The organism is Xanthomonas cannabis (genome assembly GCF_040616535.1).
Taxonomy (GTDB): domain Bacteria; phylum Pseudomonadota; class Gammaproteobacteria; order Xanthomonadales; family Xanthomonadaceae; genus Xanthomonas; species Xanthomonas cannabis.
The window spans coordinates 618,575-644,932 of the sequence record NZ_CP136580.1 but is presented as its reverse complement, the minus strand read 5'-3'; the positions used below and the strand labels follow the sequence as shown (position 1 = coordinate 644,932).

18 protein-coding genes and 1 pseudogene are annotated in these 26,358 nt (G+C 66.7%); 12 read left to right on the top strand and 7 right to left on the bottom strand.

All coding sequences use genetic code 11. The features are described from left to right. Window positions 1-58: 58 nt before the first annotated feature. A complete protein-coding gene (locus tag RZV17_RS02740) occupies window positions 59-1,573 on the top strand; it encodes an acetyl-CoA hydrolase/transferase family protein (RefSeq protein WP_104579254.1) in 1,515 nt (504 codons plus the stop codon). A 503-nt stretch (window positions 1,574-2,076) separates the two neighbouring features. Here RZV17_RS02740 and RZV17_RS02735 read toward each other — a convergent pair. Beyond that, complete coding sequence (locus tag RZV17_RS02735; RefSeq protein WP_039405138.1) at window positions 2,077-3,150, bottom strand: 3-deoxy-7-phosphoheptulonate synthase; 1,074 nt, start codon at window positions 3,148-3,150, stop codon at window positions 2,077-2,079. 771 nt (window positions 3,151-3,921) lie between these two features. Between RZV17_RS02735 and yjjJ the strand changes: the two genes are divergently transcribed. Beyond that, the gene (gene yjjJ / locus RZV17_RS02730) at window positions 3,922-5,307 is read left to right on the top strand and encodes a type II toxin-antitoxin system HipA family toxin YjjJ (protein ID WP_355609128.1); all 1,386 of its coding nucleotides are present in this window, start codon (window positions 3,922-3,924) and stop codon (window positions 5,305-5,307) included. 87 nt (window positions 5,308-5,394) lie between these two features. Here yjjJ and RZV17_RS02725 read toward each other — a convergent pair whose 3' ends face one another. The 3 genes from RZV17_RS02725 to RZV17_RS02715 form a co-directional block, all read right to left on the bottom strand. Beyond that, the gene (locus RZV17_RS02725) at window positions 5,395-8,208 is read right to left on the bottom strand and encodes a TonB-dependent receptor domain-containing protein (RefSeq protein WP_355607015.1); all 2,814 of its coding nucleotides are present in this window, start codon (window positions 8,206-8,208) and stop codon (window positions 5,395-5,397) included. 1,037 nt (window positions 8,209-9,245) lie between these two features. Further along, entirely contained in the window at window positions 9,246-10,886 is a 1,641-nt protein-coding gene (gene groL, locus RZV17_RS02720; protein WP_039405128.1) for a chaperonin GroEL, read from the bottom strand. 134 nt (window positions 10,887-11,020) lie between these two features. Beyond that, window positions 11,021-11,308, bottom strand: coding sequence for a co-chaperone GroES (locus tag RZV17_RS02715; protein ID WP_003483210.1), 288 nt, complete (start codon window positions 11,306-11,308; stop codon window positions 11,021-11,023). Window positions 11,309-11,760: 452 nt separating this feature from the next. Here RZV17_RS02715 and RZV17_RS02710 point away from each other — a divergent pair, with 452 nt between their 5' ends. The 8 genes and pseudogenes from RZV17_RS02710 (at window position 11,761) to accC (ending at window position 22,524) form a co-directional block, all read left to right on the top strand. Continuing rightward, entirely contained in the window at window positions 11,761-13,554 is a 1,794-nt protein-coding gene (locus tag RZV17_RS02710; protein ID WP_184441111.1) for an endonuclease, read from the top strand. 491 nt (window positions 13,555-14,045) lie between these two features. Continuing rightward, window positions 14,046-14,378 (top strand): divalent-cation tolerance protein CutA, encoded by a 333-nt coding sequence (cutA, locus tag RZV17_RS02705; protein ID WP_039405072.1) that lies wholly within the window; start codon window positions 14,046-14,048, stop codon window positions 14,376-14,378. Between the two features lie 5 nt (window positions 14,379-14,383). Beyond that, entirely contained in the window at window positions 14,384-16,708 is a 2,325-nt protein-coding gene (locus RZV17_RS02700) for a protein-disulfide reductase DsbD (protein WP_355607012.1), read from the top strand. Between the two features lie 455 nt (window positions 16,709-17,163). Continuing rightward, window positions 17,164-19,209 (top strand): annotated as a pseudogene (locus RZV17_RS02695) (prolyl oligopeptidase family serine peptidase); the annotation flags it as partial. A 476-nt stretch (window positions 19,210-19,685) separates the two neighbouring features. After that, on the top strand, window positions 19,686-20,132 hold the full coding sequence (aroQ, locus tag RZV17_RS02690; RefSeq protein WP_184441107.1) for a type II 3-dehydroquinate dehydratase: 447 nt from the start codon (window positions 19,686-19,688) through the stop codon (window positions 20,130-20,132). Window positions 20,133-20,229: 97 nt separating this feature from the next. Then, window positions 20,230-20,712, top strand: a complete 483-nt coding sequence (gene accB, locus RZV17_RS02685) for an acetyl-CoA carboxylase biotin carboxyl carrier protein (protein ID WP_047693373.1) — start codon at window positions 20,230-20,232, stop codon at window positions 20,710-20,712. Between the two features lie 77 nt (window positions 20,713-20,789). Next, entirely contained in the window at window positions 20,790-21,167 is a 378-nt protein-coding gene (locus tag RZV17_RS02680) for a four helix bundle protein (RefSeq protein WP_236726975.1), read from the top strand. Continuing rightward, window positions 21,157-22,524 (top strand): acetyl-CoA carboxylase biotin carboxylase subunit, encoded by a 1,368-nt coding sequence (gene accC, locus RZV17_RS02675; RefSeq protein ID WP_039405052.1) that lies wholly within the window; start codon window positions 21,157-21,159, stop codon window positions 22,522-22,524. The genes RZV17_RS02680 and accC overlap by 11 nt, the downstream gene beginning before the upstream one ends. A gap of 245 nt (window positions 22,525-22,769) precedes the next feature. Here accC and RZV17_RS02670 read toward each other — a convergent pair whose 3' ends face one another. Together RZV17_RS02670 and RZV17_RS02665 are read right to left on the bottom strand one after the other, a co-directional pair. Further along, window positions 22,770-23,135, bottom strand: coding sequence for a hypothetical protein (locus RZV17_RS02670; RefSeq protein ID WP_039405049.1), 366 nt, complete (start codon window positions 23,133-23,135; stop codon window positions 22,770-22,772). Beyond that, window positions 23,132-24,058, bottom strand: a complete 927-nt coding sequence (locus RZV17_RS02665; protein ID WP_184441102.1) for a hypothetical protein — start codon at window positions 24,056-24,058, stop codon at window positions 23,132-23,134. The genes RZV17_RS02670 and RZV17_RS02665 overlap by 4 nt, the downstream gene beginning before the upstream one ends. Before the next feature lie 323 nt (window positions 24,059-24,381). Between RZV17_RS02665 and prmA the strand changes: the two genes are divergently transcribed. Continuing rightward, window positions 24,382-25,302 (top strand): 50S ribosomal protein L11 methyltransferase, encoded by a 921-nt coding sequence (gene prmA, locus RZV17_RS02660; protein ID WP_355607006.1) that lies wholly within the window; start codon window positions 24,382-24,384, stop codon window positions 25,300-25,302. A gap of 15 nt (window positions 25,303-25,317) precedes the next feature. Here the strand turns inward: prmA and RZV17_RS02655 are convergent, their stop codons facing one another. Beyond that, on the bottom strand, window positions 25,318-25,809 hold the full coding sequence (locus RZV17_RS02655; RefSeq protein ID WP_355607003.1) for a hypothetical protein: 492 nt from the start codon (window positions 25,807-25,809) through the stop codon (window positions 25,318-25,320). A gap of 149 nt (window positions 25,810-25,958) precedes the next feature. Here RZV17_RS02655 and RZV17_RS02650 point away from each other — a divergent pair, with 149 nt between their 5' ends. Then, window positions 25,959-26,336, top strand: a complete 378-nt coding sequence (locus RZV17_RS02650) for a helix-turn-helix transcriptional regulator (protein ID WP_039564907.1) — start codon at window positions 25,959-25,961, stop codon at window positions 26,334-26,336. The last annotated feature ends 22 nt before the right edge of the window (window positions 26,337-26,358 follow it).

The window sequence follows — 26,358 nt, the reverse complement described above, 5'->3', positions numbered from 1 at the left end:
CGGCCGCTGCCTGCAGCGGCGATAATCGCGCTCCCCCTGTTGCCGCCGTGCCTGCCCTATGTCCGACGAACGCATCCTGTACGCGCCGCTGCGCGACCGACTGGTGTCTGCCGACGCGGCCGCCGCGCTGATCCAGCCTGGCGAAACCGTGGCCATGAGCGGTTTCACCGGCTCCGGCTATCCCAAGGCCGTGCCGATGGCGCTGGCGCAGCGCATCGAGGCGGCGCACCTGCAGGGCCAACCGTTCCAGATCAAGTTGATGACCGGCGCCTCCACCGCGCCCGAGCTCGACGGTGCGTTGGCCAAGGCCGACGGCATCGCCATGCGCATGCCGTTCCAGTCCGACCCGGACGCCCGCCAGCGCATCAACGCCGGCACGCTGGATTACATCGACATCCATCTCAGCCACGTGGCGCAGCACGTGTGGTTCGGTTTTTACGGACAGATCGACACCGCAGTGGTGGAAGTGTCGGGCATCCGCGCCGATGGCAGCCTGGTGCCGTCCACCTCGATCGGCAACAACAAGACCTGGCTGGACCTGGCCAGCAAGGTCATTGTCGAGGTCAACGATTGGCAGCCGGCCGGCCTGGACGGCATGCACGACATCTACTACGGCACCGCCCTGCCGCCGCAGCGCAAACCGATCCCGCTGCTGCATGGCGACGACCGCATCGGCGAGCCGAGCCTGCGCTGCGACCCGGCCAAGATCGTGGCGGTGGTGCGCACGCATGGGCCGGACCGCAACAGCCCGTTTGCCGCTGCCGACGACAACAGCGAACGCATTGCCGAGCACCTGATCGAGTTTCTGCGCCATGAAGTGCGCAAGGGCCGGCTGCCGGCCAACCTGCTGCCGCTGCAGTCGGGCGTGGGCAATATCCCCAACGCGGTGCTGGCGGGGCTTGCACGCAGCGGCTTCCGCGATCTGGAAGCGTTCACCGAGGTGATCCAGGACGGCATGCTCGCGCTGCTGCGCGATGGCGTGCTGCGGTATGCCTCCTGCACCGGCTTTGCGCTCAGCCCGGAAGGCAACGAAGAGTTCAAGCGCAATATCGCGTTCTACCGGCAGCGCATCGTCATGCGCACGCAGGAGATTTCCAACCACCCGGAGCTGGTGCGCCGGCTCGGCTGCATCGGCATGAACGGCATGATCGAGGCCGACCTGTACGGCAACGTCAATTCCACCCACGTGATGGGCAGCCGCATCATGAACGGCATTGGCGGTTCTGGCGATTTTGCGCGCAATGGATTTCTGTCGATCTTCCTGAGCCCCAGCATCGCCAAGGCCGGCAGCATTTCATCGATCGTGCCGATGGTCAGCCATGTCGATCACACCGAGCACGATGTCTCGGTGATCGTCACCGAGCAGGGCCTGGCCGATCTGCGCGGCCTGACCCCCAAGCAACGCGCGCGCCAGCTGCTCGATCACTGCGTGCACCCGCGCTATCGCGATGCGTTGGAAGACTATGTGGCACGCGCCAACCGCGACAGCTACGGCAAGCACACCCCGCACCTGTTGCCCGAGGCATTGGCGTGGCACCAGCGCTGGCTGGACAGCGGCGACATGCTGGGCTGAGAGGTTGCACGTCGATAGACGAGGTAACGCGCAGTGCCGTGGGGCTAGAGCCTGTTCGCCACGGAGATCGATGCGGCCGACTCGACGTGCGCTGCAGTCGTTGATCTGGCAGCGAAAAGCGCCATGGCTGCGGCCCGCGCGACGAATGCGGGCGGCGGTCTAACGCCTTGCTGGGCGCCATTGCCTGCGGTGGTGTCGTTGCGGCCGGTCAGCGCTTTCGACACTTCATGTCTGCCTGCGCTACGCAGCGACATTCGCAGGCCACGCGCGTGGGCGATAACGGCTGCACCGCTCGCTGGCGGTGCAGAACGGTGCTCTGGCTCCTGGCTGCCGCAGCGACGGGTCACCAGTGGGTGGTGGTGTTCACCACGCCGGGCCGGCTCCCTGCGCCGGCCCGGCGTTTTTTTGTCTGGTCTGGTCGCACGGGATTGGATGGGTGACCCCGCCACGTCGTTCGGCGGCAGCGCACTCCGTCAGCATCGGCCCGTTCTCCACCACCCGGCTCACGCAGCCTCGGCAATCCGCCTTGCGCGGCGTGCGCGCACTGCCGTTGCCAGGCGTTCGAGCACCTGCACCGATGCGTCCCAGCCCAGGCAGCCGTCGGTGATGCTCTGGCCGTAGGTCAGTGCGCAGCCGGGGACCAGCTCCTGGCGGCCGCCAACCAGGTGGCTCTCCACCATCACCCCGACGATGCGCGTCTCGCCACCTTCCAGCTGCAGCGCGATGTCGTCGACCACCTTGGGCTGGTTGTCCGGATTCTTGCCGCTGTTGGCGTGGCTGGCATCGATCATCAACCGCGCCGGCAACCCCGACTTGTTGAGCACCTGGCTGGCCGCATCCACGCTTGCCGCATCGAAGTTGGGCACCTTGCCGCCACGCAGGATCACATGGCAGTCCGGATTGCCCGCCGTTGCCGCCACCGCGGTGTGGCCGTCCTTGGTCACCGCCAGGAAATGATGCGGATGCGAGGCCGCGCCCACGGCGTCCACCGCAATCTTGACGTCGCCGCCGGTGCCGTTCTTGAAGCCCACCGGGCACGAGAGCCCGGAGGCCATTTCGCGATGCACCTGGCTCTCGGTGGTGCGTGCGCCGATCGCGCCCCAGGCCACCAGGTCGGCGATGTATTGCGGCGAAATGATGTCCAGAAATTCCACACCCGCCGGCAGGCCGAGGTTGTTGATATCGCGCAGCAATCCGCGCGCCACCCGTAGCCCCTTGTTGATCTGGAAGCTGCCGTCCATCTCCGGGTCGTTGATCAGCCCTTTCCAGCCGATGGTGGTACGTGGCTTCTCGAAATACACCCGCATCACGATCTCCAGCGCATCGCCGAACTGGTCGCGTAACGGGCGCAGGCGTTGCGCGTACTCCATCGCAGCCACCGGGTCGTGGATCGAGCATGGCCCGATCACCACCGCCAGGCGGTCGTCGCGCCCGTGCAGGATCTCGTGCAGCGCGGCACGCGAGTTGGTCACGGTGTCGGAGGCGCGCTCATCGCATGGCAGCAGCGACAGCAGCTGCGAAGGCGGTGCAAGGGCTTCGATCTTGCGGATACGCAGGTCATCGGTCACAGGCGGCATAACAGTGTCTCGTTGGGCGGTGTTGCATCAGGGAGCCAGGCATTGCGGCAACAAAAAAGCCGCCAGTGTGCGCTGGCGGCTTTTCGGGAATGCTGCTGAAGTGTCCTTCAGGGTGAGCGCACTCCTTCCTCCGCCAGCGGCATCGGAAAACCGTAGTACCAAAAATAAAACTGGCTGCGGGGTGCGTTCATGGGATGCATTGATACCACGCACTTTTGCGCGTTGCCACTGTTTCATCGGCAACGGACGGGCGCGCCGACGCAATCGACAGGTACTGCAGTAGAGCGGCGGACGCATGGCGCCAACGTGCTGGTCAGGGCCGCGTGGCGCAAACCGATCGGGGGTGCGGCGGTCGTGCCTTCCGCAGAGCAGCCGTGTCATGCGCTGTTGTACTGCGTGCCCGGCGCAATGCGATCGTTGCGCCGGCATGGAGGTGCACCTGCTCTGAAACCGGACGCGATGAAGGCAGGCTGCGCCGGCGCACGGCAGACCCCCCGCGACGTTCCAGATCAGCTCCCTGCGGCAAGCGGAGACGCACACCGATCTCGCAGCTTCCATCGCTGCATGCGCGTGACTCGCCTGGCGTTTCTGGCGCTGTCCAGCGCCGTGCAGGCGCTGCGGTCCGGCCCCCCGAGGCCAGCTCAAGGGGGCACCGAACGTATCGTTTCATTTTTAATGCATCATCTTTCCCTGAAGTTAAAATTATCGATACAAGTCAGTTATTTGCGGCGCCATCCGCCCTAATGTATCGTTTCACCAATCGTTTCATCGCTGATCCGCATGCCACAGCCCGATGCCATAGAACGCCTGGTCACCACGTTGCGCATCGACGGCCCGCTGCGCGGCGCCGAACTCGCGGCGCGGTTGGGGGTGAGCAAGGCAACCCTTTCGCGTCTGGTTGCCGCTGCAGGAACGGCGGTGCGGCGCTACGGCAGCGCACGCGCCACCAGTTACATCGCCACAGGCGCGGTGCGCGGTGAGCGCGCCTGGCCGCTCTACCGCATCGACAGCCATGCCCGCGTCGTGGCGCTGGGCCAGCTGCATGCACTCCATCGCGACCACTTCTTCGTGGAGCTGCTGCAGGACAACCCCGTGCTCCTGCATCCGCCGCTGCATCTGGGCGAGTTCGCGTCGCTGCCCTGGTTTCTGGATGACCAACGCCCGCAGGGATTTCTCGGGCGCAACCTGGCACATCGCATCTCCGGGCCGTTGCGGCTGCCCGAAAATCTCACGCTGTGGTCGCCCAGTGACGCGCTCATCGCACTGCTGTCCGATGGTCACGACCAGCTCGGCGACCTGCTCGTGGGCGAGCAGGCGCTGGCGCGCGCACTGTCGTCGATCGACCAGCCTGATGACATCGACATCCACGCGCGCCCGCAGGCCTATCTTGAGCAGGCCGATGCCGCACTGCGCGGTGAAGACGTCGGCTCGTCCGCTGCAGGCGAGCAGCCGAAGTTCACCGCGGTGCTGCGCGAAGAGGGCGTGTACCGCCCGGTCATCGTGAAGTTTTCCGACCGCATCGATCACCCTGCCGGGCGCCGCTGGGCGGACCTGCTGCAGATGGAGCACCTGGCCAGCCAGGTGCTGCTTGCCGGTGGCATTGCTGCGGCAACGACGCAGCGGCTGCAGGCAGGCGAGCGCGTCTTTCTCGAATCCACACGCTTCGATCGCACACCGACGTTGGGCCGACGCGGTTTTGTTTCGTTGATGGCGATCTACGCCGCGTTCTATGGGCAGTCGGAGCTGGGCACCTGGCGCGCGCTCGCGCCGCTGCTCAAGCGCGATGGTTGGCTGAGTCCGGAAGATGCCGAGCACCTGGAGGTGATCAGCTGGTTCGGCGCGCTCATCGGCAACACCGACATGCACCTGGGCAACGCAGCACTGATCCTTGCCGACACGCTGCCATTGCGGCTTGCACCGGTGTACGACATGTTGCCGATGGCGCTGCGGCCGGCATCCAGTGGCGAAATCGTGCCCAGGGACATCGAGATCCCGGCGCCCACGGTCGGGCAGTTTGCGCAGTGGCGGCGCGCCGCAGAGATGGCCGAACAGTTCTGGCAGCGCTGCATCGACGACGACGCCTTGAGCGATCAGATGCATGGCATCGCCACGCGCGCGTTGGCGAGCCTGCGCCACACCGCGGCGCGTCTTGCCTGATGACGCGTTTGCGCCAAGCGTGCCACCGCGACGCGCCGCTGCACGCCACGGCAACGAGGCCGTGGCGTGCCACGCGGCAAACCTTACTCAAAACGTAAACACGTACTCCGCCGCCACTTCACGGCCGATGGGATTGAACAAGGTGGTGTTGTAGAAGCCGTAGCCGTAGAAGCGCTCCTTGTTTTCGTAGCCCACTTCGTTGAACACGTTGTTGACATAGAAATTGACCTTGGCATGGTCGGTGATCTTGTAGCCGGTGCTCAGGTTCCAGTAGATCGCCGGGCCCACGCGGCCGAAGTAACGTTTGCTGGTTTCGCCCAGATGCACGTTGGCGGTATCGGTCACCAGGCACTCGTCGGAGGCGCTGGGTTGATAGCCGTCGTCGAAGCGGGCGCAGGTGCCCCAGTTGACGGCGCGCATCGAGCCGAGCCGGCGGAAGTACACCGTCCAGTCCCAGGCGCCGCCGTTGTCCCAATGCACGCTGCCGCGCACACGGCTGCGCACGCGTTCGTCGCGGCGGTTCTCGTCGCTGTCGGTGCGGTAGATCTGCTCGCGGTAGGCAATCAGATTGTTGTAGTCCAGCGACAGCTGGAAGTTGCCCCAGCCTGCAGTGGCAAGGCGGTATTTCAGCGCGGCATCGATGCCGGAGGTTTCCATCTGCGCCAGGTTGATCGGGCCGCGCTCGATGCTGGCCAGGGTGCCGTCGGCATTGCGCGTCACCCGCGAGGTGATGGTGTCGCAATAGCCCGCGCCGCCCGGATTATTCCAGGCGCCACCGCTGATGGTGGTGCCGGTGCGGCAGCCGGCTTCGGCTGACAGGATCTCGTCGCGATCCAGGTCCTTGATCATTTCCTCCAGCTGGATGCGGTAGTAATCTACGCTCAACGACAGCCCTTGTGCGATGTCCCACACCACGCCACCGGTGAACGAGCGGCCGGTTTCCGAGCGCAGATCCGGGGTGCCGCGACGGTTCACATCCACGGTGTAGAAGATGTTGTTGTTCTCGTCGTTGCAGCCGCCGGTGAGGTAGGCGCCGGAGGAAATGCAGCGGTACTGGTCGATCACCGTCTGATTGGCGGAACTGGGTTCGCCCAGCACGTAGTGCATGTCCGGTGCGCGGAAGCTGGTGGCCACGGTACTGCGCACCAGCAGGCTTTCCACCGGCCGCCATTCCAGGCCCGCGCTCCAGGTGGTGTCGCTCTGCGTGCCGACATCGGTCGGAATCGCGGCAGACGAGCGATAGTTGCCGTAGCGGTCGTAACGGCCGGCCACATTCGCGCTCAATGTGGAGAGCAACGGAATCTGGAATTCCAGCCCGGCCGAACTGCGCATGCGTTCGCCGCCGCCGCTGTCCACCACGTCCACCGGGTAGCATTCGTTGGCGCATGGGTCCGGCGAGAGTTGATAGCCCTGCTTGGCGACTTCGGCCACGGTGGCAAAGCGGATCGGCCCGGCCCAGCCCTGCACCACATCGCCGCTCAAGCTGAAACTGGCTTGATTGACCCACGAATACGCCGAGTTGTGCGACTTGGCCACCAGGTCGTCGTACTGGTTCGACGACAGCGGCGAGTACAACCGCGCTTCGTTGATCGCATAGATCGGCGCGCCATCGGCGGCCGTGCCGACGGGGCTGCCGAGGAAATAGTCAGTGGCACGTGCGGTATCCACGGTGCGTACGTATTCGTCCACCGTGTAGCGCGAGCGGCCCACGCTCAGCTCCCAATCGAAGCGGTCGGCCCACACGCCGCGCAAACCGGCGCTCAGATCCCAGGACTGCTCCTTGTTGTAGTTGGCCAGCCGGTCCCAGCCGCCGGCTTCGCGCCGGGTGAGCTGACGGATCAGGTTCAACGAGCGACCAGTGGCCGCATCCTGAAACGGGCCCAGATAGGCGTACGGCGGGTCGTAGGTCCAGCGGCCGATGCTGCGGTTGGCCGAGAGCGTGGCCCAGGCTTCGGTGGCCTCGCCGAACTTCCAGGTGCCGTAGAGATAGGCCGAATAATCTTCGCTGCCGGTCACCAGGCCCCAGTCGCCGTAGTCGCGCGCCACGCCGCAATAATTGCCGGCATTGGCGAGCGCGCCGGTGTTCTGGTTGTAGCTGAGGCGCTGCCCGTCGATGAACTCGCCGCCGAAGCGCGCGCAGGTGCCCGCAGGTGGTGCCAGGCGCTCGTTGGTGTTGGCATCGACCAGGCTCAGGCCGGTGAACGGGTTGAAGCCGTACAGGCGATTCTGGCCGGTCCAGTTGGAATAGGACATGTCGTCCGAATCGTCCATCTGCGGGCGATCGCGCCCGCTCAACGGGTCCCGCCTGGTGGCCTGCAGCGCGTAGGTCAGGCTCCAGTTCTCGCCGGTGCGCCCGCCTGCCCAGGACACGTCGAAACTGTCGCGCCCCCCTTCGGTGGCGGTGCCACCACGCAGCCGCACCTGGTCACCCTGATAGTCGCGCTTGAGGATCACGTTGATCACGCCGGCCACCGCGTCGGAGCCGTAAATGGCCGATGCGCCACCGGTGAGGATGTCGATGCGCTCCACCGCTGCAGAGGGAATATTGCTGTAGTTGGAAAAGTTGCTTTCGCCGCCGTACGGCAGCGGGTAATCGGCCACGCGGTGGCCGTTGACCAGCAGCAGGGTGCGGCCCGGGCCGAGGTCGCGCAGATTGATCGGCGAGGCGTTGGGCGTGTGCGAGCCCCACTGCGTATCGGCTTCCACCGAGCCTTGCTGATTCATGCTGTTGAGCACGTCGTAGACGGTGGCAAACCCTTCCTGCTGGATCTGCTGCGCCGAGATGGTGACCACCGGCTGGGCGCCTTCGACCTGCGCGCGCTTGATGCGCGAACCGGTGACGCTGACCGCATCCAGGGTGGAGGTGGCGCGCGGTGTATCCGGCTCGGTTTGCTGGGCCATGAGCGGTGGCGCGACGGCAGCCGTCAGCGCTAAGGACACGGAAATCGACAAGGCAAGACGATGACTGCGGCAGTTCATAAGATCCCCGGGAGAAGCCGGACGTGGCCGGCGTGGCAGTGCACTGCAACGACGTCCGCCAGCGATGCATGCACCGCTGCCCCTTGTCCGATGGCCCCCCGACCGCTCGGCGCAAACGCCTGCGCGAACGACGCTAGAACTGCGATGACATCGGTGTCAACACATTGTCACGCAAGTGTGATTGACGTCGCGATCTGCGAGCTTTTGCGATGGTGAACACGGTTGGGGCCGCGAGCTGGCTGCGCGGGCCGCATCGACCTTGCGTAGGAGCGCACCCGGGCGCGACTGGGGCGTTATCGGTGAAGCCGTTCGCGCCCAGGTGCGCTCCTACGGGTCATGGGGGACTGTGTGGTCATGCCTGCGCAGGATTCGACACGGTTAAGGCCGCGAGCTGGCTGGGCGGGCCGCATCGACCCTGCGTAGGAGCGCACCCGGGAGCGACTGGGGCGTTATCGGTGAAGCCATTCGCGCCCAGGTGCGCTCCTACGGGGTCATGGGGACTGTGTGGTCATGCCTGCGCTGGATTCGACACGGTTGGGGCCGCGAGCTGGCTGCGCGGGCCGCATCGACCCTGCGTAGGAGCGCACCCGGGCGCGACTGGGGCGTTATCGGTGAAGCCGTTCGCGCCCAGGTGCGCTCCTACGAGGTCATGGGGGACTGTGTGGTCATGCCTGCGCAGGATTCGACACGGTTGGGGCCGCGAGCTGGCTGCGCGGGCCGCATCGACCTTGCGTAGGAGCGCACCCGGGCGCGACTGGGGCGTTATCGGTGAAGCCGTTCGCGCCCAGGTGCGCTCCTACCGGGCATGCGGTTTGCATGACCAGTGGAATGCGTGCGTCGGCCACCTGCTTCGGGCCGATCATCCCAGCAATCGCGTGCTGCCATCCAGCTCGTCGGACACAAAAAACCCCGCCTTGCGGCGGGGTCCTTTTGCACTGCAACAGCCGAAGTGGCGTGGATCAGAAATCCATGCCGCCCATACCGCCCATGCCACCGCCGGCCGGCATCGCCGGCTCGTCCTTCTTCGGTGCATCGGCCACCATGGCTTCGGTGGTGATCATCAGGCCGGCGATCGAGGCTGCGTTCTGCAGCGCCGAACGGGTGACCTTGGTCGGATCCAGGATGCCGAACTGCACCATGTCGCCGAACTCGCCGTTGGCGGCGTTGTAGCCGTAGTTACCGGTGCCTTCCTTGACCTTGTTCAGGATCACGGACGGCTCTTCGCCGGCATTGGCCACGATTTCGCGCAGCGGGGCTTCCATGGCGCGCAGGGCGATCTGGATGCCGTGGGTCTGGTCTTCGTTGGCACCGGTCAGGTTGCCGACGGCCACCAGCGCACGCACCAGGGCCACGCCGCCGCCCGGGACCACGCCTTCTTCGACGGCTGCACGGGTGGCGTGCAGGGCGTCTTCGACGCGGGCCTTCTTTTCCTTCATTTCGATTTCGGTCGACGCGCCGACCTTGATCACTGCAACGCCACCGGCCAGCTTGGCCACGCGCTCCTGCAGCTTCTCACGGTCGTAATCGGACGAGGTGTCTTCGATCTGGGTCTTGATCTGGCCGACGCGCGACTCGATCGCGGCCGAATCGCCGGCGCCATCGATGATCGTGGTGTTTTCCTTGGAGACCTGCACCTTCTTGGCGCGGCCCAGGTCCTTGATGGTCGCCTTCTCCAGCGCCAGGCCCACTTCCTCGGAGATCACGGTGCCGCCGGTCAGCACGGCCATGTCTTCCAGCATCGCCTTGCGACGGTCGCCGAAGCCCGGTGCCTTGACGGCCACGACCTTGACGATGCCGCGGATGGTGTTGACCACCAGGGTCGCCAGCGCTTCGCCTTCGACTTCTTCAGCCACGATCAGCAGCGGCTTGCCGGCCTTGGCCACGCCTTCCAGCACGGGCAGCAGGTCACGGACGTTGGAGATCTTCTTGTCGTGCAGCAGGATGAACGGGTCGTCCAGGTCGGCCGACTGGCTCTGCTGGTTGTTGATGAAGTACGGGGAGAGGTAGCCGCGATCGAACTGCATGCCCTCGACCACGTCCAGCTCGTTTTCCAGGCCCGAGCCTTCTTCAACGGTGATCACGCCTTCCTTGCCGACCTTCTGCATCGCTTCGGCAATGATGTTGCCGATCGACTCGTCCGAGTTGGCCGAGATGGTGCCGACCTGGGCGATCGCCTTGTCGTCGGTGGTGGGCTTGGAGATGTTCTTCAGCTCGGCGACGGCGGCCTTGACGGCCTGGTCGATACCGCGCTTGAGGTCCATCGGGTTCATGCCGGCGGCCACGGCCTTGGCGCCTTCGCGGATCAGGGCCTGGGCCAGCACGGTGGCGGTGGTGGTACCGTCGCCGGCGTTGTCGTTGGTCTTGGAAGCGACTTCCTTGACCATCTGCGCGCCCATGTTCTCGAACTTGTCAGCCAGTTCGATTTCCTTGGCGACGGAGACGCCGTCCTTGGTGATGGTCGGCGCGCCGAAGCTCTTCTCGAGCACGACGTTGCGGCCCTTCGGGCCGAGGGTTGCCTTCACGGCATTGGCAAGCACGTTGACGCCACGGACCATGCGGGTACGTGCGTCTTCACCGAAACGAATGTCTTTAGCAGCCATTGTCTGAAACTCCGGAATTTGAGATTGGGGATTGGGGATTGGCTAGAGCGGGTTCCGGGGGGATGCGGGACCAGCTGCGCGAAGCGCACTGACCAATCCCGAATCTCGACTCCCGAATCCCGCCGTCAACGGCTTCAGCCGATGACGGCCAGAATGTCGTCTTCGCGCAGCACCTTGTACTCGACGCCTTCGGACTTGTAGCTGCTGCCGGCGTACTGGCCGTAGATGACCTTGTCGCCAACCTTGACCACCGGCGCGCGCAGGCTGCCGTTGTCCAGGGGCTTGCCGGCGCCGATGGCGACGACTTCACCCTTGGTGGACTTTTCCTTGGCGGAGTCCGGGATCACGATGCCGCCGGCGGAAACTTCGTCGGCTTCGATCGGCTTGACTACAACGCGGTCGTGAAGCGGCTTGATGCTCATAGAGAAAGACCCTCTTAAGTGATTGATTGGTCTGGAAATTATCGGCGATGTTAGCACTCGCACATGACGACTGCCAGCACAGCGCGCGGAAAAAACCCGACAGAGCGGGTGCGGGCCAGAGATTGTGCTGCGCGGGCAGCTTTCAAGGGCTGGGCGTAAAAAATTTTTCGGCTGCGCGGTCTCATCCAGGGGCCAGGACGACTGCGGCGCACGGCCTGCGGGGCATCCCGGCGGTGCGCGTTGGCAGCGGCTACAGGGCCAACCATGCCAGCGGCCGTGCCCAGGCGCCGCCGCGCGAGCAGCAGCGCCGCTGATTCCCCGCAGCCACCTCATCCCGCTCATTACCAGGCGCGCATCCAGCCGCACTCTAGAAAAATGGAACCAGGTTCCACCGCTTGTCATGCGCACGCTCTACAGTCGGGATCGCATTCCCCGATCACAAGGAGCTGTCGATGAGGTTGCCGTCCCGTGTTGTGTCCCTGCGTTGCACCCTGCCCCTGGCCTGCGCGTTCGCGCTCAGCGCCACCGCCGCCAATGCGGCGGTCTTCATCAACGAACTGCACTACGACGACGCAGGCGCCTCCGGCGACAGCGGCGAAGGCGTGGAAGTGGTGGCCACCGCCGGCGAATCGTTGAGCGGCTACCGCATCTATCTGTACAACGGCAGCGCCCCAAGCGCAGCCACGGTCTACGCTAACACCGCGGTGCCGGCCGGCAGCCTGGTCAGCTGCGGCAGCCAGGTCCGCCTGGCCACCGTGAGCTACGCCAGCAACGGCGTGCAGAACGGGCCCAACGATGGCGTGGCGCTGGTCGACCCCAACGGGCAACTGGTGCAGTTCCTCAGCTACGAAGGCGCCATCACCGGCAGCGGCGGCCCGGCGGCCGGGGTCACCAGCCAGAATCTGCCGGTCAGCGAGAGCAACAGCAGCGCGGTCGGCAGCTCGCTGCAACTCACCGGCACCGGCAGCGCGGCAGCCAACTTCAGCTGGGCCGGCTCGGCGGCGCAGACCTTCGGCGCCTGCAACCGCAGCCAGACCTTCAACGGCAGCGGCGGCGGTGGCGGCACCACCGGTGCGCCGACGATCACCAGCACCACGCCGAGCCAGGGCGCCACCGGCTTCCCGGCGGCCGGCGACCTGGCGGTGGGCTTCAGCGAGGCGGTGACGTTGAGCGGCGGCGCGTTCGCGCTGAGCTGCGCCAGTTCCGGCAACGTGGCACTGAGCTACGCAACGACGGGCACCCGTTTCACCCTGTCCACCAACACCGCCCTGGTCGGCGGCGAGCGCTGCACGCTGGCCATCACCGCCAGCGCCATCCGCGATGCCAGCGGCCTGAGCCCGGCGGCCAACCAGTCCATCGCCTTCACCGTGGCCACCGCCAGCGGCGGCGCCACCGGCTACTACTCGCGGGTGAACACCACCAGCCCCAGCCAGCTGCGCTGCTCGCTCAACGCCACCATCCGCGGCCACACGGTCTACCCGTACAGCGGCACCGGCACCAATACCTGGACCATCCTGGAGATGGCCGACGAAGACCCCAACAACAGCGGCCGCATCCTGGACGCGTACCGCAACCGCAGCTACGCCAAGGTTAGCGACCGGGCCGGGACCGGCAGCGGGCTGACCTACAACCGCGAGCACACCTGGCCCAACTCGCTGGGCTTCGGCAGCGCCACCGGCGACCGCGGCCTGCCGTACGCGCCCTACACCGACACCCACATGCTGTACCTGACCGACACCACCTTCAACGCCGACCGCGGCAACAAGCCCTATGCCACCTGCACCAGCAGCTGCGGCGAGCGGGTGACCGAGGTCAACGACGGCAGTGGCGGCGGCAGCGGGCGTTACCCGGGCAATTCCAACTGGGTGCGCACGCCCGACGGCAACGGCGGCACCTTCGAAGTGTGGGGCCGGCGCAAGGGCGACATGGCGCGTGCGGTGATGTACATGGCCATTCGCTACGAAGGCGGCACCGATGCAGCCACCGGGCAGTCCGAGCCGGACCTGGAGCTCACCGACGACCGCAGCCGGATCGTGCAGACCTCGTCTTCGCCCGCGTATATGGGCCTGCTGTCCACGCTGCTGGCCTGGCATCAGGCCGACCCGCCGGACGATGCCGAACGTGCCCGCAACCAGGTGATCTTCAGCTTCCAGGGCAACCGCAACCCGTTCGTGGATCATCCCGAATGGGCCACTGCCGGCCTGTTCACTTCGGCCAAGCCGGCCAGCTGCCAGCTGGCCAACTGAGCTGCACCGGCCCGACGCGTGATGCGTCGGGCCGGTGGGGTTCGGTCACGCGGAAAAACGTACGGCACCTGATGGCGGCCAGGCGCCGGTGCCGACGGCGTGGGTCGCAGCAGGCGAAACGCCCTCGATCGGATCCGACGCCGCTGCTGAATACCGCGGGCGTGGCAATGCGTCGCCTCCGCACCGACATGCAGGCTTCCAAGATCGCCTTGCCAAGGATCCCGGCCTCCTCGCGCTGGGCGAAGTGACCGCCGGGTCACCGGCGCAATGCATCTCCCAACCGTTGTCGGCCGGTCTTGGCATCCGGCGCCGCGCTCCGCGCCACGGCAAGGTCGGCGCAGTGTGGCAGGTGCTCTACCGACCTCCCTGCGCAGCTGCACCGAGGCATGGGCACCCTGCCTACCGGCATTGCGAAGGCAGCGAAGTTGACGCCCTGTTCCGGAATCGGCGGTCGATCCCCCGCAGGCGGGGCATTACACTGCGCAGCTGCAATGAGCGCCTCTTCCCTCCATCTGTTGTTCAGCACCTGCCCGGATGCCGACAGCGCCGACCGCATCGCGCACGCCTTGCTGGACGAGCGCCTGGCCGCCTGCGTCACCCAGTTGCCCGGCGCGCAATCGCTGTACCGCTGGAACGGCGCCATCGAGCGCAGCACGGAAGTGCAGTTGCTGATCAAGACCTGGGAAGACCGCCTGCCCGACGCCATCGCGCGGCTGCAGGCGCTGCATCCGTATGAACTGCCGGAGGCGGTTGCTGTCCAAGCCAGCGCCGGGCTGCCGGCCTACCTCGATTGGGTCCGGGCCGACACCCGCAAGGAATCCTGACGTCCATGAAGTCTCTGTCCCGCTGGATCGCCCGCTGCGCGCTGCTGGCCGCCCCCTTGTTCGCCGCGCCGCTGGCGCTGGTGGCGCCACCCGCGCAGGCGGTCAGCGAGGCCGACCTGCTGCCGGTGGACCAGGCCTTCGCGCTGACCGCCCAGGCCGACAGCCGCGACAGCATCGGTCTTAACTGGAAGATCGCGCCGGGCTACTACCTGTATCGCCATCGCATCAGCGTCAAGTCCGGGCAGGGCTTTTCCGTTGGCGAACTGGCGCTGCCGGAGGGCGAGAGCAAGCACGACGAGTTCTTCGGCCAGGTGCAGACCTACCGCAAGCAGTTGCAGGCCACCCTGGCCGGCAGGGCAGAGCCGGCGCTGAAGACGGCGGTCCTGCAGGTGCAATACCAGGGCTGCGCCGATGCCGGGGTGTGCTACCCGCCGCAGCGGCGCGAGATCCGCGTCGCGCTGCCCGAGGCAGCGGCCGCCGGCGCGCCCACCGCCGCACCGCAACGCGAGAACCTGGGCGCACTGGTGCCGCGCGGCGCGTCGGGTCCGCGCCTGTTCGGCGCCACCGGCCAGGCCGCCGGCGTGGACGCGCTGCCGCTGCCGGCCGAGCAAGCCTTCACCTTCGAGGCCATCGTCGGCGACGGCAACAGCCTGCTGCTGCGCTTTACCCCGGCACCGGGCTATTACCTCTACCGCGACCGCACCTCGCTGGCCGTGGAAGGCAGCACCGGCGTGCGCACCGGGCTGCCGCGCTGGCCGCAGGGCAAGACCCACCGCGACGAACATTTCGGCGACGTGGTGGTGTATTTCGACCAGGCCGAAGTCACCCTGCCACTGCTGCGCGAGCGCGCCGAGCCGGCGCACGTGACCCTGGTGGCCACCTTCCAGGGCTGCCAAACCGACGGCATCTGCTACCCGCCGATGACCCGCCGCGTGGCGCTCGACCTGCCTGCCGGCACGGTCTCGCCGCAGAACCAGGCGCAGGCCGCGCCGCTGATGATTTCGCCGCTGGCCGCAGGGCAGACACCTGCCGACCCCGCGCCCGCCCAAGCCAGCGCCTCCGCGGCGCCGCCGGCTGCGAGTGCCGCGGCCGACAATCCGCAGCGCACCCAGCCGCCGCATACCGACAAGGGCCTGCTGGCGATGCTGGCGCTGGCCCTGCTCGGCGGGCTGGTGCTGAACCTCATGCCCTGCGTGCTGCCGATCCTGTCGCTGAAGGTGCTGGGGCTGGCGCACAGCGGCGAGAGCCGCAGCCATGCGCGCAGCCATGCCATCTGGTATTCGCTGGGCGTGCTGGTGTCGTTCGCCGCCATCGGCGGGCTGGTGATCGGCCTGCGCGCGGCCGGCCAGGCGGCCGGCTGGGGCTTCCAGCTGCAGCAGCCGTGGTTCGTGGCGGCGCTGGCGTACCTGATGTTTGCAGTGGGCCTGAGTCTGTCGGGGGTGTTCACGCTGGGCAGCAACCTGGGTGGCATCGGCCAGTCGCTGGCCGCGCGCAACGGGCCGCTGGGCGACTTCTTCACCGGCGTGCTGGCCTGCGTGGTCGCCAGCCCCTGCATCGCTCCATTCATGGGCACCGCGCTGGCCTATGCGTTCACCGCGCCGGCGCTGCTGGCGATGCTGGTATTCCTGGCGCTGGGCCTGGGCCTGGCGCTGCCGTTCCTGCTGATCGGCTTCGTCCCCTCGCTGGCGCGGCGCCTGCCCACGCCCGGCGCGTGGATGGAGACGCTCAAGCAGGTGCTGGCGTTCCCGATGTATCTCACCGCGATCTGGCTGCTGTGGGTGCTGGGCAAGCAGCGCGGCGTGGATGCGCTGGCGTTGATGCTGGTCGGTGCCACCCTGCTGGCGCTGGGCCTGTGGTGCTTCGAGCGCAGCCGCTGGAACAGCCATCGCACCGGCATGCGCCTGGCGGTGGTGATGCTGGTGCTGGCCATCGTGCCGGTGGTCGGCGTCACCCGCCTGCGGCTACCGGCGGCCACCGCCGCCAGCGAAGGCGCGGTGGCGTTCTCGCCGCAATTGCTGGACCGCCTGCGCGCCGACAACCGCGTGGTGTTCGTCAACATGACCGCCGACTGGTGCGTGACCTGCAAGGCCAACGAAAAGAACGTGCTGAGCAGTGCCGAATTCCGCGATGCCCTGCGCCGCGTCGATGCGGTCTACATGAAAGGCGACTGGACCAACGTCGACCCGGCCATCAGCACCTTCCTGGACCAGCACCAGGCCGTGGGCGTGCCGCTTTACGTGGTGTACGGCCCCGGTGCCCCACCGGCGATCCTGCCCACGGTGTTGACCGGCGCGATCACCGAGGACGCGTTGCTGCGCGCAGCGCGCTGAGGCGGCGGCTTCGACGCCCCAATGCGTCTGGAGGGGGGCTGCGCCGGCATACCTTGTGCCTTCGAGGCGATCCCAGGAACGTGTGCGCCTTGCTGTCACCGGCAGCCTGCCCGCTTGCCGGCGCCCCGCCTGACGCCGGACATGCCCACGACCATCATTTCGTCGCGTCCGAGCCCGCAGGCGATTAACTCGATAGCATCCAGCAATTGCTTTTTTTAGAAAGTCACCGCAGCGTGAAGCGCTTGCTCTCAGAGCGCATTTCTCAACATTTCTCACCGCGCGGTCACAGCACGATATTCGACTTTATGCTGTCGCCCCCTATCGGCGATGGCGACATAATGACCCCCACGTCCACCCGCACCCTTTTCGGCGCAGCATTGCTTCTTGCCGGCATTGCAGGCGCCGATGCAGCACCTGCGACGCCCGGCATTGCGATTGCTGCGGCCGGCACGGCCAACACAGACCCGTATCTCTGGCTGGAAGATGTCACCGACACAAAGGCGCTCGACTGGGTGAAGCATCAAGATGCACGCACCGAGCAGCAGCTGGCCGGCACTGCCGAATTCCAGCAACTGGAAACACGTATCCGTGAAGTCATGGATTCGGATGCGAAGATTCCCGACGTGCAGAAGATCGGCGACAGCTATTACAACTTCTGGCAGGACAGACAACACAAGCGCGGCATCTGGCGACGGACCACACCGGCCGAATACCGCAAGCCGTCACCGAAGTGGGAAACCGTGTTGGATCTGGATGCCCTCAACCAGAGCGAGGGCAAGGACTGGGCATGGCAGCACGAGGACATCAACTGTCTGCGTCCGGCCTATCGCCGCTGCCTGATCACACTGTCGCGCGGCGGTGCCGATGCCGATGTCACGCGCGAGTTCGATCTGATCGACAAACAGTGGGTGCAGGACGGCTTCGTCCGGTCCGAAGCCAAGGGTGAGCTCTCCTGGATAGACCATGACACCGTCTATGTCAGTACCGATTTCGGCGCTGGCACCACGACCGATTCGGGCTACGCGCGCGTGATCAAACAATGGAAACGCGGCACCGCCCTGGACACCGCCACGACCGTCTACGAGGGCAGCCCGCAGGATATGCGCGTGAGGGCCTTCCATGACGACACCCCGGGGTTCGAACGGGATATCGTGATTCGCGAGCTGGGCATCCGCAACAAGCGCTGGTATCTGCGCGACCGCAACGGACGTTTGGCCCAGATCGAGGTGCCGGACTCGGCGACCAAGCAGTTGCATCGCCAATGGCTCACGCTGGAGTTGCGCGAGCCGTGGAGCGTCGGCGGCAAGACCTATGCAGCCGGCACGCTACTGGCCACCCGGTTCGACGATTTCATGGCAGGCAAGCGCGCGTTCGAGGTGGTCTTCCAGCCCACCGACACCGCCTCGCTCAGCAGTGCCGTCTGGACTCGTTCGCACCTGGTGCTCAACATCTTGGATGACGTCAAAACACGGCTGAGCGTGCTGACCCCCGGTGTGCACGGCTGGAAGCGTAGCGCGTTTGTCGGTGCCCCCACTTTCGGCGCTGCAGAGATAAAGGCGCTGGACGACGTCGACAGCGACGCGGTCTGGCTCACCGTCGCGGACGACCTCACTCCGCCCACGCTGTCGCTGGCGCAGATCGGCAAGCAACCGCAGCGCCTCAAAGCGCTGCCGGCGTTCTTCGATGCCAGCCGGTTCCTCATCGAGCAACACTTCGTCACCAGCAAGGATGGCACCCGCGTCCCGTATTTCCTGGTCCGCCCGAAGGCGCTGGCATTCGATGGCAGCGCCCCGACCCAGCTCTATGGCTACGGCGGTTTCGAGATCCCGATGCTGCCGTACTACTCAGGTGTCATGGGACGAGCGTGGCTGGAGAAGGGTGGGGTCTTCGCACTGTCCAACATGCGTGGCGGCGGCGAATATGGCCCGCGCTGGCACCAAGCTGCACTCAAGCAGAACCGGCACAAGGCCTACGAGGACATGGCCGCCATTGCGCAGGACCTGATCGCACGCAAGGTCACCTCGGCCAAGCATCTGGCCGTGCGCGGCGGCAGCAACGGCGGATTGATGGCCGGCAACATGCTGACCCAATATCCGCAGCTGTTCGGGGCGGTAGTGATCGAAGCCCCGCTGCTGGACATGCACCGCTATAACCACCTGTTGGCCGGCGCGTCATGGATGGACGAGTACGGCAACCCGGACACTGCGGACTGGTCGTTCATCCAGACCTTTTCCCCGTATCACCTGTTCGATCCGAACAAGACCTATCCGCCCACGATCTTCCTGACCTCCACCCGCGACGATCGCGTTCACCCCGGGCACGCACGCAAGATGGCCGCCAAGATGCTGGATGCGGGCAAGGACGCGGTGTTCTACGAAAGCATGGAGGGCGGCCACGCCAACCCTGGCGACAATGCCCAGGCTGCGCATCGTGCTGCGCTGATGTACGCCTTCCTGTGGCGGCACCTCGGGCGCGACACCGCGGCAACCGAGAGCCGCTAGGGTCCGTCCGTACTGCCATCGGGCCGGCAACTGCGTCCATCGTGCACTGTGGGCACGAGCGGGCTGCGTGGGTGCCGCCTGCGGCAGGCCGGCTGGGCAAGCGCGGCCTAACCCAGGGCGCCTTGCGCCCGTTGGCCGGGACGGCCGAACTTGCTGCCGCGGACACAGAATCCCGACGCGGAGGCAGTGGCAGATGCGCCAGGACTAGCGCCGCAAACCGCCGATGTCGGCGCCCGCTGCGCACTGGAGGCGCGCATCCAAAAAAGGCGCCCCGGCAGCGGCGGGGCACGGACCCGGCACTGCAGAACGCCACGGCATGCCGCTGCATCGGCACCCGCCAATGGCCGCCGCCACTGGCGCGGCATGCGTGCGCCGCAGAAATTCAATCGTTCGTTTAAAACAGCTATAACTTCTGCTATCTGGACAGCATCGCCAGCATCGCGCAGACTTCCGGCCTTTCCGCTGCGCTGGATGTCATGGCCCACCTGCTGCTGTTGCACGGCCCCAACCTCAACCTGCTCGGTACCCGCGAGCCGGAGGTCTATGGGCGCACCACGCTGGCGCAGATCGATGCGGCCCTGGTGGACCGTGCGCAGGCCGCCGGACATGTGCTGGCCTGCCTGCAATCCAATGCCGAGCACGTGCTGGTGGAGCGCATCCACGCCGCGCGCGAGGACGGCACCGCCTACATCCTGATCAACCCGGCCGCCTTCACCCACACCTCGGTGGCACTGCGCGACGCGCTGCTGGGCGTGGGCCTGCCGTTCGTGGAAATCCATCTGTCCAATCCGCATGCGCGCGAGCCGTTCCGCCACCACAGCTATCTCAGCGACAAGGCCGACGGCGTCATCTGCGGCTTTGGCGCAGACAGCTACCGGCTGGCGCTGGAAGCGGTGATCGCGCGGCTGGAGCGCGCGCCATGACCCTTGCTGTTCCGGGCTCGGCGACCACGCCAACGGCCTGACCCCATTCCGCCGGCATCCGCCGGCACTCTCCACCGATTCACCTCAAGAGGCCCTTATGGATCTCCGCAAAATCAAGAAACTGATCGACCTGCTCGAAGAATCCAATCTCGCCGAAATCGAGATCAAGGAAGGCGAAGAAAGCGTGCGCCTGGCGCGCGTGCCCAAGGGCACCCAGGTGATGAGCGCACCGGTGCAGCAGTACGCACCCGCCCCGGCCGCCGCACCGCCGGCGGCCAGCATGCCGATGCAGTCGCCCACCGAGGCCTCCACCGGCGGCGCCAAGCAGGCGGCCGCGCTGCCCGAGGGCCACGTGCTGCGCGCGCCGATGGTCGGCACGTTCTACACCTCGCCCTCGCCGGACAAGCCGGCGTTCGTCACCGTGGGCCAGGCGGTCAAGGCCGGCGACACCCTGGCGATCATCGAAGCGATGAAGATGTTCAACCCGATCGAAGCCGACGTCTCCGGCACCGTCGTCGCCATCCTCGGCGAAACCGGCCAGCCGGTGGAGTTCGATCAGCCGTTGTTCGTGATTGGCTGAAGCGCCGGGATTAGGGAATCGTGATTCGGGATTCGCAAGAGCGACCGCATGAGCGCCTGACGGTGTGGCGCGATGCGATGTCGCTTGTCGAAGCGATCTATCGCCTGACCCACGACTTTCCTGATTCCGAACGCTTCGGGCTGACGGCACAGATGCGCCGCGCCGCAATCAGCATTCCATCCAACATCGCCGAAGGGGCTGCACGCCGCTCCACGGCCGAGTACCTGCGCTATCTGTCGATGGCGCGCGGCTCGTTGGCGGAGCTGGACACACAGCTGCAGATCGCAACACGGCTGCAGTTCGCTTCGCCTGATGCGGCAATTGCCGACCTGCTGAATCGCACGTTTGCCAAGCTCAACGCATTGATCCGCACGTTGGAACAGTCGCGCTCTCTCCGCGAACCCAGCGCCCTCTACGAATCCCCAATCCCGAATCCCGAATCCCATGCTCGATAAAGTCGTCATTGCCAACCGAGGTGAAATCGCGCTGCGCATCCTGCGCGCGTGCCACACGCTCGGCATCCGCACGGTCGCGGTGCATTCCACGGTCGACCGCAACCTCAAGCACGTCGCCATGGCCGATGAGTCGGTGTGTATCGGCCCGGCCGCTTCCAGCGACAGTTACCTCAACATTCCGGCGTTGATCGCCGCGGCCGAGGTGACCGATGCGCAGGCCATCCATCCCGGGTACGGCTTCTTGTCGGAAAACGCCGACTTTGCCGAGCGCGTGGAAGAATCCGGCTTCATCTTCATCGGGCCCAAGGCCGACACCATCCGCCTGATGGGCGACAAGGTCGAAGCGATCCGCGCGATGAAGGCCGCCGGCGTGCCGTGCGTGCCCGGTTCGGGCGGCCCGCTCGGCGATGACATCGTCGCCAATACCAAGATCGCGCGCGAGATCGGCTACCCGGTGATCATCAAGGCCGCCGGCGGCGGCGGCGGGCGCGGCATGCGCGTGGTGCATTCGGAGGCGGCGCTCAAGGCCGCGATCGAAACCACCAAGTCCGAAGCCAAGGCCGCTTTCAGCAACGATCAGGTCTACATGGAGAAGTTCCTGGAAAATCCACGCCACGTGGAAATCCAGGTGCTGGCCGACGGCCAGGGCGGTGCGATCCATCTGGGCGAACGCGATTGCTCGATGCAGCGCCGTCACCAGAAAGTGGTCGAAGAAGCGCCGGCCCCGGGCATCACCGAAGAACTGCGCAACGAGATCGGCAAGGTCTGCGTGGATGCGTGCATCCGCATCGGCTACCGCGGCGCGGGCACCTTCGAATTCCTGTTCGAAGGCGGGCGCTTCTATTTCATCGAAATGAACACCCGTATCCAGGTGGAGCACCCGGTGACCGAGCGCATCACCGGTATCGACCTGGTCTGCGAGCAGCTGCGCATCGCCGCCGGCCACAAGCTCAGCATCAAGCAGAGCGACATCGTGCTGCGCGGGCATGCGATCGAATGCCGCATCAACGCCGAGGATCCGGAAACCTTCATGCCCAACCCGGGCCTGATCACCGCCTTCCATCCGCCCGGTGGCCCGGGTGTGCGCGTGGATACGCACATCTACGCCGGCTACAAGGTGCCGCCGAACTACGATTCGATGATCGGCAAGCTGATCGTGCATGGCCCCGATCGCGAAACCGCGATCGCACGCATGCGCGTGGCGCTGAGCGAGATGGTGGTGGACGGTATCAAGACCAACATCCCGCTGCAGCAGCGCATCATGCGCGACAAGGGCTTCCAGGCCGGCGGGCAGAACATCCACTACCTGGAAAAGCGCCTGGCCGAGCGCAAGAACAAGTCGATCGCGCTGACCTGATCGCAAGCGCCATGGCAACGAAACAGCCCGGGAAACCGGGCTTTTTCGTTGCACCCTGGTGCATCGCGCCGCGACTGCCTCGCACCGCCAGCCCTGCAAGCCAACCGGTCAATGCGTAGGAGCGCACCCGGGCGCGACCGCGCTTTATCGGCGGAACTTCGTCGCGCCCGGGTGCGCTCCTACGGGATCCTGGGTGCTAACGGATCCGCTGCGCATCTTCAGTCGTCCGCGCGGATTCGCACCGTTCAACGCCGCGGCGCAGGCGCCTGCTGGCTGCCGGGTACCGGCACGATGCCGCTGGCCGATGACGGATCGACCACGGTCATGGTTTCGGTGGAACCGTCCGGCCAGACAACCTGAAAGGTCGAGCCGGCCGGCAAGGTGGAAAACGGCATGGCGCTGCTGGCGCGGTACAGCGCGGCGACCTGGCTTGCGCCGTGCCGTCGCTGCTGTTCGTCGGCGGTGACGCTGGTGGACTTCACCGACAGCGGCTGGTAGCGGTGATCGGCGGTATCGATCATCACGATGCCCACCGCCGCGGCCGAATACGCCACGAACAGGGCCACCCAGAACCAGAACTTGGCGCCATGCGCCAACCGACGGTAATTCATGACTGTGCTCCCGGATCGGACACCAATGTATCGACCATCTCATCCACCCTGTCTGCTCCCTGCCGCGGCACCGCGGCGTCGAATACGAACGACACGAAATCCTGCGCGCCGGCGCGCGAGCAGATGCCCGCGTTGGCGCAATAACTGGTGACCAGCGTGCTGTCGGCACTGCAGTCCAGGCCCAGCCGACACGCCGCCACCTGCCAGGCCAGTTCGGCGAACTGATCGCCGGCCACATAACCGTCCAGGCTGTCATCGCCGCTGGCGCGCGCGCCCATCGCCGGGGCCAGGGCCAGATAGGCCTCCGGGTCGCGCGAGGCCAGCACACGCCGCACCAGCGTGCGCTTGTAGGCCGGGGTGGCCTGCAGGGGTTCGCCCAGCGCGAGCAGGGCGGCCTCGGCGGCCAGGCTGCCGGCGCGCGCCGCGCGCAGGCGTTGCTGCGCCACCAGCCGCGGGCTCAGCCCGTCGCTGGGCGCGAAACCGGCGCAGCGCTGCGCTACCCGGTCGCGCGCGGCATGCATGGCCGCCACGCCCGGCGTGGCATGCGCGGCGATCCACGCGCTGTCGGCGGCATAGCCGGCCGGGCTGGCGGCATACGGTGCGCAGTAATCGTAGACCCGGCTCAAGCGCCAGCCGGCCTGCGCATCGCCGGCCTGTACGCGTTGCTGCAGGTGCTGCGCGTAGCGATACAGATCCGGCTGTGCATCCACCGCATCGCGATCACGCAACTGCAGTGCCGTGCCACGTTCGAAGGCCGCATGCACCGGCCGCGTGGCGACGGCCGGCTGCGTGGCGGCAGTGGCCGGCGCGGTGGTCGTGGTGGCTGGCGTGGCCGGATGCGCACGCACATGCCACCAGCCCGCCGCCGCAAGCGCGACGGGAGCGAGCAACAGCCAGAGATGGCGGGCACGAGCAAGCGGCATGACAGCGGCAACCAGCGGCGGAGACGCCGCAGCGACGGCGCGGAGTCTAGCACCCGGTTGCGCGGGCCATGGCGGCGAGGCGAACGCTGCCATGGCTGCTCGCGCGGCGACGAACAGCGCCAGACGCAGATGGGTGGGTCGCATGCAGTGGGCACGCAGTGCCGGGGGCAGATGCAACGCAGACGGCAGCGGCACACGCGGCCAGATCGCCGCAACCGCCGCGCTGGGCCGACGCTGGCAGTGGCGGCGCATGACCAACTGCACGGCAGCCGGCCTGCGCGAATGGTCTACGATGCACGCCTTCATTGTTACCGACTGCCACAATGCCGTTTCTTCAACTGACCCTGCCCTGCACCGATGCCGATCAGCCCCGTTTCCAGACCGCCATGGAGGAAGTCGGCGCGCTGGCGGTGACCTCGCTCGACGGCAACGACGATGGCAGCAATAGCCACGCCATCCTGGAACCGGGCGTCGGCGAAACCCCGTTGTGGAAGGAGCTGGAGTTGACCGCGCTGTTCGACAGCGAGAGCGACCCGCTGCAGGTCCTGGCCGCGCTGGATGCGTTCGACCCGGAACTGGACTGGAGCCAGGTGTCGTTTCGCATGGTCGAAGACAGCGACTGGATCCGCGCGTGGATGGACCTGTTCAAGCCGATGCAGTTCGGCACGCGCACCTTCATCGTGCCCTGGGATCAGGCGTTGCCCGAGGCGGCCAGCACGCCGGAGGCGGCCGTGGTGCGGCTGGACCCGGGCCTGGCCTACGGCTCGGGCGCCAGCCCGACCACTGCGCTGTGTCTGCGCTGGCTCGACAGCCTGGGCAGCAGTGGCGTGCTGCGCGATGCGCGCGTGCTCGATTTCGGCTGCGGCTCGGGCATCCTGGCGCTGGCCGCGCTCAAGCTGGGCGCGGCCAGCGCGGTGGGCGTGGACAACGACCCGCAGGCGCTGCTGGCCACCGCCGAGAATGCCGAGCGCAATGGCCTTCAGGCGCAACTGACCGCCTGCATGCCGGAGGATGAGCCGGTGCAGACCTATTCGGTGGTGGTGGCCAACATCCTGGCGACGTCGCTGGACGCGCTGGCCGAGCTGCTGGCCGCACGCGTGGCGCCGGGTGGACGTTTCGCGATGTCCGGCATCCTGCAGGGGCAGGAAGACGAACTGCTGGAGCGCTATGCGCCGTGGTTCGAGCAGTTGCGCTGCGAACGCGAAGAAGACTGGATCCGCATCGACGGCGTCCGCCGCCACTGATCGGGCCGGGCGGGTTCACCGCTGCGCCCGGCCGGCGCGGATCTGCGCGGTGGTCAGCGCATCGTTCACGCTGATCGCGCGCAGGCGGGTCACCGCCTGCCAGCCGCTGCGCTGCAATGCCTGATTGCGCCAGCGCCCGGCCTGCAGCCCGGCGACCACACGCAGCGCGAGCTCGGCCACCAGCAGCGCGGCCCAGCCGCCTGCCACCCACGGCGGCGCGCCAGCGAGCGCCACTCCCACGGCGATGGTGGCCAGTAGCATCCCGCTCGTCAGCAGCGGCCAATGCCGGTACCGCAGCGCCCAGCCCCGTGGCGCCAGCGCCGCTGACCACTGCACGCCCTCGGCGACGGCGGTCCAGTCCTGCCCGCGCCGCCAGACCTGGTAGACGGCCGCCCCGCGGAAGCGTTCGACCGACGGATCCAGCGGCGAGTCGGCAGGCCAGCGCGTGCTGGCGGGTGGGCGTTGATCGCCGGTGGGCCGGGATTTTGGGGTGACAGGCTCGACCATGAACTTCCTCCTTGAGTTCGCTGTGATCTCTTCATCGACATCTCACCGACAGTATCGCAAACATATGCCTATATGAAAGTTATACGAACTATCCCCGAGGGCTGCTAGGGCTATATCTCCCGGCCCCGTCTGCCTTCCATCGGTGCCGTGTGAGCAAGCTGTACGAACGAGTACGCGAAGCCCGCAGCTTCACCAAGCTGACCCAGGAAGCCCTGGCCGGCGAGCTGGGCGTCACCCGCAGCGCGGTGGCCCAGTGGGAAATGGCCGAAGGCACCGCACCGTCGGTGGAGAACCTGATCGGCCTGGCCAGGCGCAGCGGCATGGCCTTCGAATATCTGGCTACCGGCCGCGGCGAGCGCGTGTTCGGCCCGCCGGTCCCGGCCATCGCCGAAGAACCTGCCCAGTACCGCCGCCTGGATGACCAGCAACGCGTGCTGCTGGCCCGCTTCGATACCCTGGCACCGCGCCAGCGCAGCGGGCTGCTGGATCTGTTGCTGGCCGAGGGCAAGACGCGGCGGCGGCGCTGAGTTTCGGGAATCGGGAATCGGG

Excerpts from the sequence above, each read along its gene's own strand:
- RZV17_RS02740 (WP_104579254.1), top strand. The coding sequence starts at position 59 with ATGTCCGACGAACGCATCCTGTACGCGCCGCTGCGCGACCGACTGGTG.
- RZV17_RS02735 (WP_039405138.1), bottom strand. The coding sequence starts at position 3,150 with ATGCCGCCTGTGACCGATGACCTGCGTATCCGCAAGATCGAAGCCCTT.
- RZV17_RS02725 (WP_355607015.1), bottom strand. The coding sequence starts at position 8,208 with ATGGCCCAGCAAACCGAGCCGGATACACCGCGCGCCACCTCCACCCTG.
- groL (WP_039405128.1), bottom strand. The coding sequence starts at position 10,886 with ATGGCTGCTAAAGACATTCGTTTCGGTGAAGACGCACGTACCCGCATG.
- RZV17_RS02715 (WP_003483210.1), bottom strand. The coding sequence starts at position 11,308 with ATGAGCATCAAGCCGCTTCACGACCGCGTTGTAGTCAAGCCGATCGAA.
- RZV17_RS02710 (WP_184441111.1), top strand. The coding sequence starts at position 11,761 with ATGAGGTTGCCGTCCCGTGTTGTGTCCCTGCGTTGCACCCTGCCCCTG.
- cutA (WP_039405072.1), top strand. The coding sequence starts at position 14,046 with ATGAGCGCCTCTTCCCTCCATCTGTTGTTCAGCACCTGCCCGGATGCC.
- RZV17_RS02700 (WP_355607012.1), top strand. The coding sequence starts at position 14,384 with ATGAAGTCTCTGTCCCGCTGGATCGCCCGCTGCGCGCTGCTGGCCGCC.
- aroQ (WP_184441107.1), top strand. The coding sequence starts at position 19,686 with ATGGCCCACCTGCTGCTGTTGCACGGCCCCAACCTCAACCTGCTCGGT.
- accB (WP_047693373.1), top strand. The coding sequence starts at position 20,230 with ATGGATCTCCGCAAAATCAAGAAACTGATCGACCTGCTCGAAGAATCC.
- RZV17_RS02680 (WP_236726975.1), top strand. The coding sequence starts at position 20,790 with ATGTCGCTTGTCGAAGCGATCTATCGCCTGACCCACGACTTTCCTGAT.
- accC (WP_039405052.1), top strand. The coding sequence starts at position 21,157 with ATGCTCGATAAAGTCGTCATTGCCAACCGAGGTGAAATCGCGCTGCGC.
- RZV17_RS02670 (WP_039405049.1), bottom strand. The coding sequence starts at position 23,135 with ATGAATTACCGTCGGTTGGCGCATGGCGCCAAGTTCTGGTTCTGGGTG.
- RZV17_RS02665 (WP_184441102.1), bottom strand. The coding sequence starts at position 24,058 with ATGCCGCTTGCTCGTGCCCGCCATCTCTGGCTGTTGCTCGCTCCCGTC.
- prmA (WP_355607006.1), top strand. The coding sequence starts at position 24,382 with ATGCCGTTTCTTCAACTGACCCTGCCCTGCACCGATGCCGATCAGCCC.
- RZV17_RS02655 (WP_355607003.1), bottom strand. The coding sequence starts at position 25,809 with ATGGTCGAGCCTGTCACCCCAAAATCCCGGCCCACCGGCGATCAACGC.